This is a genomic window from Virgibacillus sp. 7505 (assembly GCF_002272135.1).
Lineage (GTDB): Bacteria > Bacillota > Bacilli > Bacillales > Amphibacillaceae > Terribacillus.
The window spans coordinates 32,001-48,032 of the sequence record NZ_NPBF01000023.1 but is presented as its reverse complement, the minus strand read 5'-3'; the positions used below and the strand labels follow the sequence as shown (position 1 = coordinate 48,032).

Below are 16,032 nucleotides of genomic sequence, written 5' to 3'. Positions count from 1 at the left end.
TTTCTAATCTTATATTACGCTTAGTCTATAGGAAATACAACGCTTACAGAAAGGAGATGACTACAAGGGGAAACTTGTTTAACGAAATTAAATACCAATTTTGAAAGCGCATACTAAGAGGGGGAATTTCATTGCTTTCTATTTTAGGTTTTCTTACTATAATTGTCTTTACAATTCTTGTAATGCTCAGAAAAATGCAAGCGTTTACTGCGATAATTTTTGTACCAATTGTATTTGCAGTGATTGGCGGTTTCGGATCACAAATTGGTGAATTTGCTGCTGAAGGTATCCTGCTTGTCTCTGACACAGCTGTATTATTGCTATTTGCGATACTGTACTTCGGCATTATGATGGAATCCGGTCTTTTCGATCCAGTAAGTAATGCTATTCTAAAAATCGCAAAAGGCGATCCAGTAAAAATATGTATGGGGGCTGCCATTTTAGCTATCCTTGTAGCCTTGGACGGTGATGGAACAACAACTTATATGATTGTATGTTCCGCAATGCTTCCTGTATTTCGTAAATTAGGAATCAACCCCTTAATTCTAGCTACACTAGCTATTATGGCTTTAGGTATCGTAGCAGGAAGTACTCCTTGGGGTGGTTCTGCAACGCGCGCAATCAGTGTTTTAGGACTAGATGCTTCTGAATACTTCCTTCCGATGCTTCCTATTATGGCTGGAGGTATTATATGGACATTAATTACAGCATTTATACTAGGAAGGATGGAAAGAAAAAGACTTGGACTCACGAATGAACAGCTACGCCAAGAGGTCAAGACTCAAGAGGAAACAGCCTCCACTGCCCAAAATGCTGTACAAGCTAGAAAATGGGTCATCTATTTCAACCTATTTCTGACACTCGCCCTTATGGCACTCTTAATAGCTGATATTATAGAGTTATACATACTCTTCATTATCGGTTTCGCTATAGCCCTCGTTGTCAATTATCCAAATTTACAGAAGCAGCGGGAAGTAATGAAAGAACACGCGGCCAACGCCATACCAGTCGTGTCTTTGGTATTAGCAGCAGGGATATTCACTGGAATATTACAAGGAACACATATGGTTGATAGCATGGCTGAGGATATCGTAAGTGTCCTGCCAGACAACTTTGGAAGTTTCTACACAGTATTCATAGCCTTAATAGGTCTCCCACTGAGTTGGCTTATGTCAAACGATGCTTACTTCTTTGGGGCTTTGCCAGTTCTTGCTGAAGCTGGCAATGTATATGGTGTAGCACCTATAGAAGTAGCGCGAGCATCGGTAATTGGCCAGACAATTCACTTAATCGGTCCTACATCAGCTCCGCTTTGGGTGCTGATAGAATTAGTAAGGACAGATCTTGGAAAGTTACAAAAGTTTTCAATCATATGGATCATCTTGTCCGCTCTGGTTATGATTCTTTTTGGATTACTATTCGGCGGTATATCAATTGGATAAATTGCATAACTCATGGCAACTAAAAAAGACTGATATCAAATTGCAATTGATATCAGTCTTTTATTAGTTCCTTTTTCAAACTTTTAAAAATTCCAAGTGAATGTGCACACATACTATAATCTACTATCCCTCTTACAGGAACAACCCTACAATGGTACCAGTCAATATAGATCCCATTGTAGCTACCAGCAGAACCTTTAAGCCGACTTTAGCTAGCAAGCTTGCCTGCTTTTGATCTATAGCTTGTACCGTTCCCAAGATCATTCCGATGGATGAGAAGTTAGCAAAAGAGATCAAGTAAGCCGAAACGATACCTACAGTTTTAGTGGACATGTCAGGCAGTATTTTAACGAAGTCAGTAATTGCCACAAATTCATTAGCAGCTACTTTTGTTCCCATAATAGAACCTGCGTTAAGGATTTCAGAGGTTGGGATACCCATTATAAATGCTACCGGTGCAAATACGTAACCGATTAGTTCCTGGAATGTCATTCCCACTATGCCATCCAAAATAAAGTTGATCATTGCGAGTAAAGCCATATACGTCAGTAACATCGCTCCTACGATCAGAGCAGTTTTACCACCTAGTATAGTACCGTTACCAATGGCTTCAAAGAATGATTTTTCATTGTTCATTTCTTTTACATCTATCTCAAAATCTTCTTCCCTTGTAACCGGAGCAACAATGGAAGATAAAATCAGACCTGAGAAAACGTTTAATGGCAGTGCTACTAGAACATATTCAGCTGGAATCAACTGCAAATAGGCCCCTAGTGTGGAACAAGATACCGCTACTAGTGATGAACTAGCTACAATAAACAATCGGTTTGGACTGAGTTTGTGAATTTGTGACTTTACGGACAGAATTGCCGTTGTATTACCAAAGATCATGGAATTTACGGCAACAAATGATTCGATCTTTGGAAGACCAGTTATTCTGGATACAAAACCACCAATATACTTGATTGCGAATGATAGTATTCTGGTATAAGTTAAAATGGATAATAATGCAGATACAAAAATAATCATCAAAAGGACGTCAAAGAAGAAATAACCCTTTGTAGATAAGTCACCCAATAAGAATGCGATTCCTTCATGACCAAATGAAAGTACTTTCGTGAATACATCTACAATCTTCTTGATGATCGTTCTGCCAATGGATGTATTCAGCAAAAACCAAGCTAATATAAGCTGGATAACTAGCATGATACCAACAGCTTTATAATTGATATTCTTTTTGTCATTTGACATGGCCCAAGCTACAGCGACTAATACAAGTATTCCTAAAACCCCAATAACAATAGACAATTCCATTACCTCCAACTCTACTGACCACAATGCTTCAGTGAAATTTTAGCTTTGATCAATTTTAATCTCCTCACAATGAAAGCAGTGAAAATATGCGCCCATCATAATTTGTTAAAATATTTACTATAAATACACGATTATTATTTAATCTGTTTTATAAGCTAACTTAACGCTAAATATTAGCATCTATTATTACATATATACCAATGCATGATAACTCTTTTAGAATTAGTTCTATTATTTACATTTTTCCTAAAATACGCTTAACTAATTTATTAAAATTATTTATTTAAATCTGAAAAAACAGCAAAAAGAAAAAACCTAAAACGCTGTGTTTTAGATTTGACCTTTTCCATGCATGAGATTCACCTCTACAAGGTCCAGTAAGCATATTAAACCACTATAAATACCCTCAATTGATTTCCTTTATTTGGAACAATTACTGCGTTACAATATAGATGACTAAGAAAGGAATGATAATATGAAGAAGCTTGGTAAGTGCTGGTATACATATCCTGCACTTATATTATTTGTGCTAGTGCTTGCTGGCTGTACGAGCACCAACGATGATGCAAAAGAAGCGTCTTTAGAAACGCCAACTGCATCTGCATCTACTTCTAATCAGCAAGATGAAGAGTCTGAAGAAAAGAATCTACCAGACAAATCGGAAGATAATCCGGGGTCAGCAGCAGAGTCAGAAATAGCTGCATCAAACCACTCAGAAGAAACCCCTGCCGATTCCTCTGAAACAGAAGAACCTAATCAGTCTTCAGAAGAAACAACAACTAGTGAAGATTCAACCGATACATATGAAAACAAAGTAGATGATCCTTTGACTGGATATTCTGCAGAAGAAATCGAATACGCGCGTGTATGGCTGCAGCTCGGCCCTAACCAGCAAATTGACGGGTTGTATGTACGGCATATTCCAGCTGGTACTCCACTGGAACCAGATTATTTTCCCGTTGTCAGCTATCCTGAAGATGTTGTTCAGCTCAGTGGTTCTCGCATAGTTGATGGATCTGTAACATATAGTTCCAATGGAGATGGCACGATTAACGTGTACAACGTTCCATTGCCAGGACGTTGGTTTGGTGGCTCACCCGCTCCTCCAGAAGGTTTGGATGAAGACACTATGAGAGAAGATTTAGAGGACATAATTAATAATACGGAGCATGTTTACGTTAATCCCCGGAACGATGAAGCAGTCAAAAAGTTCATTGACTTAATTAACAAATAACTATCTTTACCAATGGTGGGCTGCTATTTAAAGAGCCCGCTATTATTTATTCAAGCCTCTAGATATTCATAGGGAGTGATTAGGATAGAAGCTAAGAATGCAATCTTCAGAGAAGTCCAGCAACCTAGACAGCCTTTGCTTTGGCTTATAGTACTATCAATTGCTGCCTTTACGTGGTACGGATTCATTCGGCAAGTTATTCTAGGACTACCATTCGGTAATAAGCCTTCTTCAAATGCTGTATTAATTATAATTTGGATGATTTTTGGAATCGCTTTTCCTATTATCATGCTTAAATGGACTAAGCTGATCCTTGAAGTGCAGGAGGACGGCCTTTATATTCGCTTTATGCCTTTCCATTTTCATTATAAAAAGTTTTTATATAAGGACATGGAAAGTTATAAATCAATCAACTACAGTCCATTCAAGCGCTTTGGCGGCTGGGGGTTTCGTGTGAATTTCAAAGGAGAAATGGGCTATATAATGAGCGGGAAGCAAGGGATTGAGTTGACTTTAAAATATCAAACAGTAGTGATTAGCACTTATAAACCAGACGAAATTATTAAGGAAATGGACACATTTCAAAAGAATAACCTCTGAAAGAACTTTTTGCCTTGAATTTAGTTAATCGAACACACTCTCTTATTTTCATATGCGGTTATCACTTTTTCAACTCCTTGGTAAAGTCTCTTTCGCACATTGGTGAAATCGTTTAACTACTCCAAAACGCCTGTTTGGGTTAAATCTCGATTGCGCACTATGAAAAAGCTGCCTGGAATCCCAAGCAGCTCATCTTTTCCCCTTATTGAACTATATAGTGAACGTACCGACGGGCCAACCAAACTTCTCCGGAGTGTTACGCCGATCCGTTCATTACATCGCCCTTACGATAAGACAGCTCTTCCTAAACTCCACCCTGTCTCTAATAGTCGACCATCTCATTTCCTTTCACTTCACACAACAGCAAGTGAATCTCTCCAACCCATAACATGCGTTATGGGAGATTTAGTTGCCATGATACTCCGAACTTATCATCCGTCCAGCCGAATTTCCTGCTGAATCCATAGTTATCTAGCGGCATACGTTCAACTCCATCCTCATTCAGTTTCTGATAAAGATCATCCAGTTCCTTTTCTGTATCACAAGTAACATAGATGGAGAAAGAAGGTGTAAAGGAAAATTGATGTGTCACATTGCTGTCAATGCACATAAATTCCTGCCCTTTTAAGGAGAAAGCAGCCAGCATCACTGTCCCTTCATCTCCAGCTTCATTCGCTCCATATCTAGTAATGCTTTTAATTTCTGAATCCTCAATGAGTGATATGTAGTAATTCATTGCTTCTTCTGCTTTGCCATCTTGGAACATTAAGAACGGTGTAACCTTTTCCATTAATAATTACCTCACTTTCATAATCTCACATTTTGGTAGTAGCCCTATAAGTAATTATGATTCCGCTAATACTGGTAATTAGCATGAAATCCAGTTAAAGCACAATAATATCTTCTGCATGACATCTTATGTTTCCTCTTATAGAGACACGATTACTTTCCGTTGCTACGAAAATGTCTCAGCTATTGAAAAAGCCGCCGGGAACCCCAGCAGCTTATTTCCAGTTATTCTCTATCCAATGCCCGCAGCGCAGGCCCCTCAACGACTTCTCCAACAGCTGTAAATCGCGATCCATGACAAGAGCAATCCCATGTATGATCCGCATTATTCCAGGAAACAGGACAGCCGTTATGCGTACAGGATGCACTCATTTCGTGCAGCTCTCCTTGTTCATCCCGATAGTAAGCCATTGTCTGACCATCTTTCTCGAGGATGGCACCTTTTCCATTAGGCAAATCATCTGGTTTGACAACCGTTTCATTGCTGATGCGATTTACATCATCCTCACCGATACTGACAGCTTCCGCTTCTTCCATCTCTCGACCCACTTTATATAGATCAGCATATTCATTCTCTTTACCTTCAATCAGATCGGCCAGCAATGTAGCTGCAGCTACACCGTTGGATAAGCCCCATTTGCCGAAGCCTGTTGCGGTGTATATTCCAGGCGCATCGTCACTTACCTTACCGACGAATGGCAATTGATCTGTTGTAAGCAGATCATGGCTGGACCAATGCTGATAGAGTTCTTCTACTCCGAATTGTTCTTCAGCAAATTGATAGATTCTTTCGTATCGATCCAGCACAGAAGAACCATCACCCGTCACGTGGGACTCTCCTCCGACAAGCACATAATGATCATCGCCTTTTTTCAAGCTGCGGATTGAACGTTTTGGCGATTCTAGGCTGATGTACATGCCGTCAGGGTACGGTTTCTTGGACTTGATGGCGATTCCGTAAGAATTCTTAGGGTTCATATTAGAAGAGAAATACTGATTCTCTACTTGCACTGGAAAATGTGTTGCACTGACAACGTGATTCGCTGTAATAGTGTTACCATTCTCCGTATGGACGACAGGCCGTGTCTCTGTATCAAATGAGACAGCTAATGTCTGTTCGTAAATGCTGCCTCCCCGCAGCTCAATTTCCTTTAGTAAGCCTACTAAGTATTTTACTGGATGGAATTGGGCTTGCTGGCGCATGACAGCGGCTGCTTTTATTGGGATATCCAGAGGCATTGAATCCGTCAGATACCCATCAATATGAAGCTTACGGTAAGCCTCTACCTCTTTCTCGATTGTCTCCACGCCTTCATCCAGCTGTGTATAGATGTAAGCTTCTTGCTCCATGAATTCACAATCAATTCCGTGTTCAGCTGCTGTATCTTTTACATAATTGATTGCCTGCAGATTTGCTTGAAAATATTGTTTAGCAGTTTCCTCGCCATAGCGATCAATCAAGCCGTTGTAAATGATGTCATGCTGTGCAGTGAGCTTACTTGTCGTATATCCGGTAGTACCTGAAATCAGCTCGCGCCCTTCGATAAGGACAACACTTCTGCCACGCTTTGTCAGTTCATATGCTGTCGTTATCCCGGTGATACCTGCACCAATTACTAATACATCCGTATCCAGGTCTTTTTCCAGAGCTGGATACGTCGGCAAATCCGTTGAATTACGCCAGTATGATGATGGTTTCTGTGAAAATAGCTTTTTTGTTTGCTCCATAACTGCTAACCTCCTGGATTATTCCTTTTGGTTATACAGTATCCTGGATTGCCCTTGGTCAAACTTCTTCCGGCTGAAGTGAAGCGAAAGTCTGTATCGCTTGCTGGAGCTCCTGACGGGATGATGTGTCTGTTAAAGCCCGTAGCAAACCAGTATAATAGCTAGCCAGCTGATTGGCTGCCTTCTGCTGAAGACGTTCTTCTTCCGACTGCCAGATCTCCTTGTAATGGCTTTCCATAGCAGATGTATATACTTGCAAGGCTTCAACTAACATTGGCTCCATCAGCTTAAGAAGTTCCTCTTTCAGCTTCTCTTTCTCGTTCCCTTGGAAAAAGGCTTTTGGACCGCGATACAGTTTTTGCAGACGTGTTAATTCACCTTGTTCGAAACAGAACTGCGTTTCAGGAGGTGCTGTTTCCGGCAGTTTTTCCTCTGCAGACACTGCCAGTGCCAACGTTTCGTTCACCGTTTGTACGTCCTTTTCCAATCCGCTCCTCCACCGCTCCATCTGTTCTCTAACGGTTCTGTCGACACGGATGGTGACTGCACGGTATTCCTGTTCCAGCTGCATTTTGATTTGGCCAGCAAATTCGCGAATCTGCCGAGCCACTTCCTCTTTCCCTGATGCTCCATTGCTTCTGATCAAAGAAGGATTAAAGCACTGTTTAAATAAATCATTTGCTTCAAGCAGCTGCCTTTCCTTTACATAATGCAATTGTTTCTCGATACGCTGTGAAATGGCTTGTTGAAAAACAGGCTGTGTATAATGGTGTGCTTTGACTAAGACCTCTTCCTGTTCATGCTTATATTGACGGACTTTCGCTAATTTTGCTTCTTCATCTAAGTCCATGGCGTTGGCATATGCTTGCAGCTGTCCATATTGCCTTTTCAATTCCCGCTTGGCACCTTGAATAATGACTTCTGTCAGCTCATTGCGAATGAACTCATTCAATTCTTCTTCCAGCTTGCCAAGCCCTGAATTGAGTTTTTGTGAAGTCCGTTTCTCTTGCAAGCCAAGTAAGCTGCTCAATGCGAAAAGGCGTGGCTGTCTGATTTGGAAATTTGCCAGATTGTCTGCCACATAGGAGGTGACATAACTGACTTCCTCTTCATCTTTAGCCAAATCACTCGCATTTACGATGAAGAACATATTATCTTTCTCCAAAGCTCCTTTTACTTTACCTAGCTGCTGAAGTACTTGTTCATCAGCTTTTGAGAATGCGTGATTATAATAAGTCACGAAAAGGATTGCATCGGCATGCTTCATGAATTGGAATGTCACATCCGTATGGCGGGCATTAACAGAGTCAGCGCCGGGAGTATCAATTAAAGTAACGCCTTGCTTAAGGAACGTATTTTCCAAATAAACCGTTATCTGTTGAATGAAGCAGCTTAACGTCTCCTTCGTCACATGGTCACTGAATTCTTTGAAGGGAATTGTTCCTTCTGTACCAAGCTTATCGTGTACCTGGCTATAGCCAGTTTGGACCGCTTGGAGAAATGCTTGATGCCTCTTATCCTGTACGAGATCCGCTGGGTTTTCAGACAAGAAATCTCCCATAGCGAGCTTCTTTCCGCTCAGAACTTCAATATCAGCCTCAATGTGCTGGCGGGATTTCCATTTGACGAGCACAGTCTGGTGAGGATGTTGAATTGTCGCTTGCTTCAGCATATTGATCGATGCTGTCGTTGGATTCGGCGACACAGGCAGCAGACTTTCACCGAGCAATGCATTGGCGAATGAAGATTTACCTGCACTGAAAGCTCCAAAAAGCACTAACGTGTAATCTTGATTCACTAACTTTTCTTTTCTATTCTTGATATCCTCTATTGCTGATTGAAATCCTTCCACGCCGCCGAGAGCAGATGCCGCAGCTTCCAATTGATGCGCCATCTCTTTTGCTGTTAGCTTTGTAGATGAATCTCTCTGTACAATCGGTTCTGCCTCCAGCTTCACAGATGGCTCATTGGGTGCGGCCTCTAATAGCTCCACTCTCTCCTTAAGCTGGTATCTATTCCTCATTGCCTGTTTCGCCTGTTCGATCGCTTCTAAATCCATGTTCCGATCTGTCTGATGAATCTTACTTGCCAGTTTTTCGTAGGAATGCTGCAGCTGACTGATTTCATAGTTTATTTGTTCATTTTCAGCAGCTTTTCTATTTTCTTGTTCTTCCATTTTTTTTGCCTGCTTGTAGGCATGTTGAGTCGTCTGGATGGCAGCTTCCACCACTTGCAGAGCAGCCTTTTTATAAGAGAGCTTGATATGGTCCTCGACAGCAGCTGTATAGACCAATGTATAGGTACCATTCTTACTCGCTCCCGATTGAACATGCTGCTCAAGCAAATCTGCTGGCAGCTCTACCTCAAAATCCTGCAGCAGCACTTGTACGGACTCTGTATACAGATCATGCTTCCTAGCCCAGTCGCTCAGCTTATCGCGAATCCGCCATGTCAACTGTTTCTCGATTTGCTGCTGAATAAGCTCCTCTGTCTTAGCCCGGCGCTGCTCCCGTTCTTCAGCTGTCTTCCGCTTACTGCCAAACAGACCTACTTTAAAGTCCGGAAATGTCGATTCCAAATAGACTTCTGCCACTTCGCGTACTTCAAAAGGCATCAAATTCGCGTTCTTTAATGTCTGGTGGATAGCCTCGCGCCCGTCTTCTTCTGCTGTTTTCTGTTTCTCGCGCCAATTACTGGCCGCATCCGCAGCATCCTTATCCAAATGATGACGCCTTTCCATTAATGCTGCTTCCTTTTCTGCTAATTCCTGTTTCATCTCCTGCAGATAATTAGCAATCAAACGCTGCTTTCCCCGCTCCAGTCCTGCTTTATGCAGCAGTTCCCTATCTGCAAGCAGCTTGCCCATCTTTTCTTTCACCATATTCAGCTGATTATGCTCGTGATTTTGTTCTTTTAGTGTCGTATAATAAACAGCTTCAGGCGTAATATGCCATTGCTCAAACACATTGGTTACACCATTTTGGAAAGCAGTCCATGAAAGCTCTTTCTCCCGGTGCTTATCAATTTGATTAATAATCAGATAAAACGGCTGCCCTTGTTCGGATAATTGCTGCAGGAACAGCAAGTTGACTTCCGATTGTACATGATTATAATCCGTTACATAAAACATACTATCTACGAGATGCAGCGCTGACTCCGTCATCAAACGGTCCGCATCGTCACTCGCATCGATACCGGGTGTATCCATTAAGGCGATTTTATCCGGGAGGGATGTCTGCTCATCTTGTATTTCAATCTTACGAATATCTTTATTTCGGCAATATGTATCCAATGTTTCCTTTCGGTACGGCGCCGGAAGTTCATATTTCGTTTCATCCGCTCCATAAGCAAAGACTTTCGGCTGTCCGTGCTGAATGGTTACGATATTGGCACTCGTTGGAATCGGACTGGCTGGCAGCACTTGGTCACCAAGCAAAGCATTGATAAGTGAGCTTTTTCCAGCCGAGAAATGCCCTGTGAAGCAGATAAAAGCAGTTCCTTTCTCCGCTTTCTCTACTAAATCAAGCGCTTTTTCGCTATATTGTGATGCGTTTTCCGTTTCGAAATATTGATATAATGCTGACAGACTGAACAATTCCGTTGATTCCGCTGTTCGTCGCATAGATGGCCCCTCCTCATATGTATGCGCATTCATATTTTTTATTATAAAACAGGAAAACCGCACTTACCATCGTAAATGCGGTTTTTCTTCATTCTCCCATATAAGGAATGCGGACATCGGTGTCTAAATCACCTGTAAACTGGCTGAATGACAAGTCTTCACCCTTGAGCCAGCTGCCGAAATCAACCTCGTTTGACTGCTGATTTCCGATAGCAAATCCCATCTTCAATTCCTTTGGTTTGTAGACAGAGGTATGGATTGTTCCTCCCCAATTGCGATACTGATCTGAAAAAACGTCATGTTTTGGATCGTTCAAAAGTCGAAAACCCTCTGATGCATCAATATTTTCTTTATAATGCGTCTGGATAGCATCAAATCGTCGTTTACTGTCAACAAGATGATGACGGTTCTCTTTTGTCAGCACATCAAAATGGTTCGTACTATAGCTCGCTTCTCTAACTGCGGTACCGCGCGGGCTGCCTTCTACCACACGACGGACTCCGGAAGCATCATTTATCACATAGTTGAAGGAGTGGCGATGCGGCATTTGCGTCAGCTTTTCAACTGCTTCTTCTGTCGTCGAACACGTCTCCAGAATGATGCGCGATAGCATATTGCAAATGAAACCTTCCTCCGGAAAGCGTTGATGCACAAAGTTATAACCAATAGTCAGCCCTTTTTCATTCATACCATCAATACGTCCGAGAATCCGCTGCGATGGACCGATTGTAGCAAAATATTCTCTGTCTGATGGCTGGTATAAAAGGAAGCGACCCTCATAAGTTTTCGGGTGGTAATCATAATTACGTGCAAGAAAGTCATTACCCGTGACGATCGAACAGCCGGAGTTGATTCTCCATTCCTGCTGGAAGCCGCTGTAATCCATCAGTGTTTCCTCGATGGATAGGCCAAGTGCATCACTGAGTCCAGTAAGCTCTTCATAAATACCAGGATGATAGCTGCGAAACATGCGGAAAGCATCGGCTGGATCAACCGTGAAACGGCGGCGGTTCCGCTCTTTTTGTCTTTGCTGGTATGCGTATAACGGTGTATTTTTCAGGCGCTCTCCTTGCATGACGCCGAAATCATAATGTGATCCACGGTAAGTGAAAACATTCGAATGTATCTGTTTCATAGGCGGACCCTTCTTTTCTGCATAGTATCCTTCTATTATCCAATACGATGCAGGAACGAGGGAAATGATATGCTTATCAACCTTTTATAGCACAAATGCTAAGTTGGAGAGGATATGATTCTAGGACGCTATTGTATGTAACTGTTATTTTATCGCTGTCTTGGAGCGGATCAGGTATAGAAGGACTTTAACGTTTTTCTTCTTTTTCAGAAAAGATATTGCCTATTTAGTGGCCTGTCCATTTTTTGCTGACATTCAAGTGAAGTTGTATCCTGGTTTCCGCATCCAGCTGACAGAATGGCAAGAAGCAGTGTAACGAATGGCACCCCTTAATCAGTTTTTACCATCTCGGTTTGATAAATAACTGGATAATGGCCTTCCCCAGCTCCATACTCCCGCCAATCCCAATGACCCGATGAGCAGCCAGACAAAAGGATTCTCTTCTCGAAACAGCATGCCGGAAACCATACCAAATAATACAACAAATGACCAAAATATCCTCATTGTCACATTCTCCTGTCTTAGTGAGTCGTTATACTTATTCTAACATTCATCCATTTTATGTAAAATGAAATGATAGCTGAAGTGAATAACGTTAGGAGTGAAGCTATGGGCAAGGGCGCATTCCATGTTTATAACATCATCATTTTCGTTTTATTATTAATATTTAATTCTTTAGTATTATTTGCTTTTGGTATAGGTGAAGGAGGCATGGTATTTTCTGATTGGTTTCCGATAATCCTTTCATTTATCATCTGGGGCATTTTTTGCAGAATTCAATTTATAAAACCTTCTAGAAGCTTTAGAATATGCTGGTTTATTTTGATGGTGATCACCCTGTACTTCTGGCAAACCGGATTAGGAGCGATGATTGGCAGAAGTTTATTTTAGTTATGACAATCTAAAAAAAAGAAGCAGCTGTCCGCTGCTTCAATCTTCTTCACTATCATATGCGATGGTTACAATTTCTCCGGACTGAGCATTGATGACAACTTCCGCTTCATCGTCAGCTGTTTTGAGATCAAGCTCATATACCGGCAGTCCGTCCTCTTCATCAAACTCCGCATCAGTAACGCTGCCGCCTACTTCGTCTGTCGCGATTTTTATTGCTTCGTCCATCGTTATTTTCACTTCAGCCTGTGATGCCTGCTTTTGTGATGGAGCTGTCGGCTCTTTATCTGATTGCTGCTGATCGTCAGCAGATTGATCGTTTTCACCCTGTTGCTGATCATCACCAGCTGGCTGACTATGATTTGTATTGTCCGTACTTGGTAAAGTTTTCTGTATGCTGCTCTCTTTCAAACTGATTACTTCACCAGTATTGCCATTCAGTGTCAAATCATAGAGCTTTTCTCCATTTTCCAAATCGATATCATACCTTGGCTCGCTTCCGCTGCGATCCAATTCGATTTCGGTTACGGTAGCATTATATTGTTTCTCCGCTTGCTGACGCGCTTGATCGACTGTCATCTCCGGTTCTCCAGCTGATGCCTGCATTTGATATATACCAAAGATTGCAACTAAAAGCACGACAACTGCAGCAGGTATAATCCACTTTTTCTTCACTTCTATCGCCTCCAGCTATGATCTATAGCCAGTATATAGCTTCCCCATTAAAAGAAAGGTGAGTACTTTATTAGAATTTGATGAGAAATTACACTGGCAGACGTACTGTGAACGTAGAGCCTTCACCCAGGACGCTAGTCACTTCGATCTTTCCGTCATGCAGTTCTACGAGCTGTTTAGCAATGGCCAAACCAAGACCGCTGCCACCTTTTTCACGGGTGCGTGCTTTATCCACTCGGTAGAATCGATCGAATATACGCCGCTGATCTTTCTCATCGAGCCCTTCTCCGTAGTCGGTGACACGCAGGATGGCTTCCTTATGATCCGCTTTGATAGCTATCTCAATATGCTCGTCACTGTATTTGATGCTATTGCTTAACAATATATAGACAACCTGCTTCAGCATATTACTATCTGCCGAGACCATTACATCGGTCTCTGAGCGGACAATGATTTCTCTTTGGTAAGCTGTTTGCATAGCTACGGCACAGGTTTCTGCTATACTGCCAAGATCGACCGGTTCTTTTTGCAGCAATTCTGGATCATCTTTTGCTAAGATCAGCAGCTGGTCGACTAAAGCCTGCATCCGTTCTGTCTCACCATGAATTGCTTGCACTGCCTCCTGCTGGACAGCAGGGTCGTCGGCACCCCAGCGATCCAGCAGCTTACTATAGCTTTTAATGATGCTGATCGGAGTCTTCAATTCATGCGAAGCATCAGATACGAATTGCTGCTGCTTTGTGAAGTTTTCTTCGAGCTGGTCAACCATTTCATTAAATGTCTCACTCAAAGCGTGCAATTCATCATGACTTCTGCTTCCGGTTTCCATACGCTTCCATTTTCCGCTCTTGCGGATGGCCTGCATAGTCGATGTCAAAGCCAGGATTGGCCGTAGCAAAAAGCTTCCCAGCAGCCTTCCTCCAAGTATGGATGGAATCAAAATGATCAATCCAGCTATCGTGAGACAATATTTGAGCACCTGGAGCGTCTGCTGGAGACTGACCAGCTCCTCAGCAACTTGCATAGTATAAATACCATTATCCCGGATAACAGGAATCGACACCTCTGCATACCAGCTGCCATTACGATAATACGTTTGATCCTTTTCCTGTGATGTGTACGAAAAGGGCAGCTCACGATACTTTTCCGCTCTCGTTATCACACCCTCACTTTGTCCATCGGTACCAATGAAACGTACCATCCCTTCTGCTGGCAAATCTGCTTGAAACAAACTGGTACGTGATGTATCCTTCCAGTCGACAGTGGCAGCAGTCTCTGCCAAGGCACGCCCTTGTTCATGCAATCGATCAACACTATTATGCAAACTGACTTGCCGGAACAGGAAGTAGATGGACATATTTACGATCAGCAACAGGATCACCAGTGTAACAGTTATGTATAATTGGATCCTTGTCCGCAGCTTCACTTCTCTTCATCCTTGATCGTATATCCGACACCTCGTACTGTCTTAATCAGCTTGCGTTTCTCACCTGTATCAATTTTTTTCCGCAGATACCGGATATACACATCGACCACATTTGTGTCACCGGAATATTGGAAGCCCCAGACTCTTTCAAGTAGCTGATCGCGTGTCAGCACCTGTTTTTCATGCTTCATGAGGAACAATAATAAATCATATTCCCGCGGTGTCAGCTCAACTTCATTTTTACCGCGGATGACGGTTCTTGTCTTTTCATCAAGTGTTAAATCCCCAACCTGCAGCACCGGATCTTGTACTGGTGCAGCTGTCACAGTATGGCGAAGATGGGCACGTATCCGAGCCAATAATTCTTCGATTTCAAATGGCTTCGTCATATAGTCTGTTGCACCTAGATCAAAACCGCTTACCTTATCAGGTACGGCGTCCCTTGCTGTCAGCAGCATGACAGGAACTTGCGCATCCTGCTTACGGATGCGGCGAAGCAATTCCATCCCGCTCAATGACGGCAGCATCACATCAAGCAGGATGAATTGATAGGAATTGGCATAGAATGCTTCTAATGCATCCAAACCGTCGTATTTTACATCAACAGCAAAGCCCTCATGCTCCAGCTCAAGCTGCAGCAGCCTTGCCATATTCTTTTCATCTTCCACTACAAGGATTGTCGTCTGCTCCATAGGCCCTGCTTCCTTTCCTTATGTCACTTTGATTTCTCGGTAACTGCCACCAAAGTACAGAATAGGATCACCATCACGCAGCACCAAGTCTTCCACTTCTCCTATCAGGATAACATGATCACCAGCGATCACTTTATCCACGACTTTACACGCTAAATTGACAAGAGCACCATCAACAACTGGAACCTCCCTCAGCTTTGTGATCGGCACAGGATTCTCCTGCTCTTTCTGCTTGGCAAATACCATGCTGACATCCTTTTGTTCCTCTTTCAGGACACTAACTCCGAATGTAGGATTTGTTTGCAAAATATCATATAAGGACGCTTTTTTATCGATTGATACGGCAATAAGCTTTGGTTCCAGTGATACGGACATAAAGGCGTTCACTGTCATCCCTTTTATCTCCCCAGCAACCTCAGTCGTAACAATTGTAATACCAGTTGCGAATTTCCCCATTGCATCTCTAAACGTTCGATTATCCATT

Annotated in this window: 14 protein-coding genes; 4 read left to right on the top strand and 10 right to left on the bottom strand. The window is 42.3% G+C overall.

The window, feature by feature from the left end; all coding sequences use genetic code 11:
- The first annotated feature begins 131 nt into the window (after nucleotides 1-131).
- Complete coding sequence (locus CHH91_RS09705; RefSeq protein WP_095223244.1) at nucleotides 132-1,442, top strand: CitMHS family transporter; 1,311 nt, start codon at nucleotides 132-134, stop codon at nucleotides 1,440-1,442.
- 132 nt (nucleotides 1,443-1,574) lie between these two features.
- On the opposite strand, the gene CHH91_RS09700 is transcribed toward CHH91_RS09705, so the two are convergent.
- Nucleotides 1,575-2,750, bottom strand: coding sequence for a NupC/NupG family nucleoside CNT transporter (locus tag CHH91_RS09700; protein ID WP_095223243.1), 1,176 nt, complete (start codon nucleotides 2,748-2,750; stop codon nucleotides 1,575-1,577).
- A gap of 481 nt (nucleotides 2,751-3,231) precedes the next feature.
- On the opposite strand from CHH91_RS09700, the gene CHH91_RS09695 reads away from it, so the two are divergent.
- Complete coding sequence (locus CHH91_RS09695; RefSeq protein WP_095223242.1) at nucleotides 3,232-3,990, top strand: hypothetical protein; 759 nt, start codon at nucleotides 3,232-3,234, stop codon at nucleotides 3,988-3,990.
- A 75-nt stretch (nucleotides 3,991-4,065) separates the two neighbouring features.
- A complete protein-coding gene (locus CHH91_RS09690; RefSeq protein WP_483372395.1) occupies nucleotides 4,066-4,590 on the top strand; it encodes a DUF6141 family protein in 525 nt (174 codons plus the stop codon).
- 394 nt (nucleotides 4,591-4,984) lie between these two features.
- Here CHH91_RS09690 and CHH91_RS09685 read toward each other — a convergent pair whose 3' ends face one another.
- The 5 genes from CHH91_RS09685 to CHH91_RS20535 form a co-directional block, all read right to left on the bottom strand.
- Nucleotides 4,985-5,380, bottom strand: coding sequence for a VOC family protein (locus CHH91_RS09685; protein ID WP_095223241.1), 396 nt, complete (start codon nucleotides 5,378-5,380; stop codon nucleotides 4,985-4,987).
- 224 nt (nucleotides 5,381-5,604) lie between these two features.
- The gene (locus tag CHH91_RS09680) at nucleotides 5,605-7,107 is read right to left on the bottom strand and encodes an FAD-dependent oxidoreductase (RefSeq protein WP_095223240.1); all 1,503 of its coding nucleotides are present in this window, start codon (nucleotides 7,105-7,107) and stop codon (nucleotides 5,605-5,607) included.
- Between the two features lie 58 nt (nucleotides 7,108-7,165).
- On the bottom strand, nucleotides 7,166-10,729 hold the full coding sequence (locus CHH91_RS09675; protein WP_176465745.1) for a dynamin family protein: 3,564 nt from the start codon (nucleotides 10,727-10,729) through the stop codon (nucleotides 7,166-7,168).
- A gap of 88 nt (nucleotides 10,730-10,817) precedes the next feature.
- A complete protein-coding gene (locus CHH91_RS09670) occupies nucleotides 10,818-11,864 on the bottom strand; it encodes a C45 family autoproteolytic acyltransferase/hydrolase (RefSeq protein ID WP_095223238.1) in 1,047 nt (348 codons plus the stop codon).
- A gap of 333 nt (nucleotides 11,865-12,197) precedes the next feature.
- Nucleotides 12,198-12,368, bottom strand: coding sequence for a hypothetical protein (locus CHH91_RS20535; protein ID WP_176465744.1), 171 nt, complete (start codon nucleotides 12,366-12,368; stop codon nucleotides 12,198-12,200).
- Between the two features lie 105 nt (nucleotides 12,369-12,473).
- On the opposite strand from CHH91_RS20535, the gene CHH91_RS09665 reads away from it, so the two are divergent.
- Nucleotides 12,474-12,755, top strand: coding sequence for a hypothetical protein (locus tag CHH91_RS09665; RefSeq protein ID WP_095223237.1), 282 nt, complete (start codon nucleotides 12,474-12,476; stop codon nucleotides 12,753-12,755).
- 39 nt (nucleotides 12,756-12,794) lie between these two features.
- Here CHH91_RS09665 and CHH91_RS09660 read toward each other — a convergent pair whose 3' ends face one another.
- The 4 genes from CHH91_RS09660 to CHH91_RS09645 form a co-directional block, all read right to left on the bottom strand.
- Complete coding sequence (locus CHH91_RS09660) at nucleotides 12,795-13,430, bottom strand: PepSY domain-containing protein (protein ID WP_095223236.1); 636 nt, start codon at nucleotides 13,428-13,430, stop codon at nucleotides 12,795-12,797.
- Between the two features lie 88 nt (nucleotides 13,431-13,518).
- Nucleotides 13,519-14,856 carry a sensor histidine kinase gene (locus CHH91_RS09655; protein WP_095223235.1) on the bottom strand — a complete coding sequence of 446 codons (1,338 nt, stop codon included), beginning with the start codon at nucleotides 14,854-14,856 and terminating at the stop codon, nucleotides 13,519-13,521.
- Nucleotides 14,853-15,548 carry a response regulator transcription factor gene (locus tag CHH91_RS09650; protein ID WP_095223234.1) on the bottom strand — a complete coding sequence of 232 codons (696 nt, stop codon included), beginning with the start codon at nucleotides 15,546-15,548 and terminating at the stop codon, nucleotides 14,853-14,855. Before CHH91_RS09650 ends, CHH91_RS09655 begins: the two co-directional genes overlap by 4 nt.
- Nucleotides 15,549-15,566: 18 nt before the next feature.
- Complete coding sequence (locus tag CHH91_RS09645; RefSeq protein ID WP_095223233.1) at nucleotides 15,567-16,031, bottom strand: flavin reductase family protein; 465 nt, start codon at nucleotides 16,029-16,031, stop codon at nucleotides 15,567-15,569.
- Between the last annotated feature and the right edge of the window lies 1 nt (nucleotide 16,032).

Bases quoted from the DNA above. Each gene is read 5' to 3' on its own strand.
- CHH91_RS09680 (WP_095223240.1), bottom strand. From the start codon at position 7,107: ATGGAGCAAACAAAAAAGCTATTTTCACAGAAACCATCATCATACTGG.
- CHH91_RS09675 (WP_176465745.1), bottom strand. From the start codon at position 10,729: ATGCGACGAACAGCGGAATCAACGGAATTGTTCAGTCTGTCAGCATTA.
- CHH91_RS09645 (WP_095223233.1), bottom strand. From the start codon at position 16,031: ATGGATAATCGAACGTTTAGAGATGCAATGGGGAAATTCGCAACTGGT.
- CHH91_RS09665 (WP_095223237.1), top strand. From the start codon at position 12,474: ATGGGCAAGGGCGCATTCCATGTTTATAACATCATCATTTTCGTTTTA.
- CHH91_RS09695 (WP_095223242.1), top strand. From the start codon at position 3,232: ATGAAGAAGCTTGGTAAGTGCTGGTATACATATCCTGCACTTATATTA.
- CHH91_RS20535 (WP_176465744.1), bottom strand. From the start codon at position 12,368: ATGAGGATATTTTGGTCATTTGTTGTATTATTTGGTATGGTTTCCGGC.
- CHH91_RS09650 (WP_095223234.1), bottom strand. From the start codon at position 15,548: ATGGAGCAGACGACAATCCTTGTAGTGGAAGATGAAAAGAATATGGCA.
- CHH91_RS09685 (WP_095223241.1), bottom strand. From the start codon at position 5,380: ATGGAAAAGGTTACACCGTTCTTAATGTTCCAAGATGGCAAAGCAGAA.
- CHH91_RS09670 (WP_095223238.1), bottom strand. From the start codon at position 11,864: ATGAAACAGATACATTCGAATGTTTTCACTTACCGTGGATCACATTAT.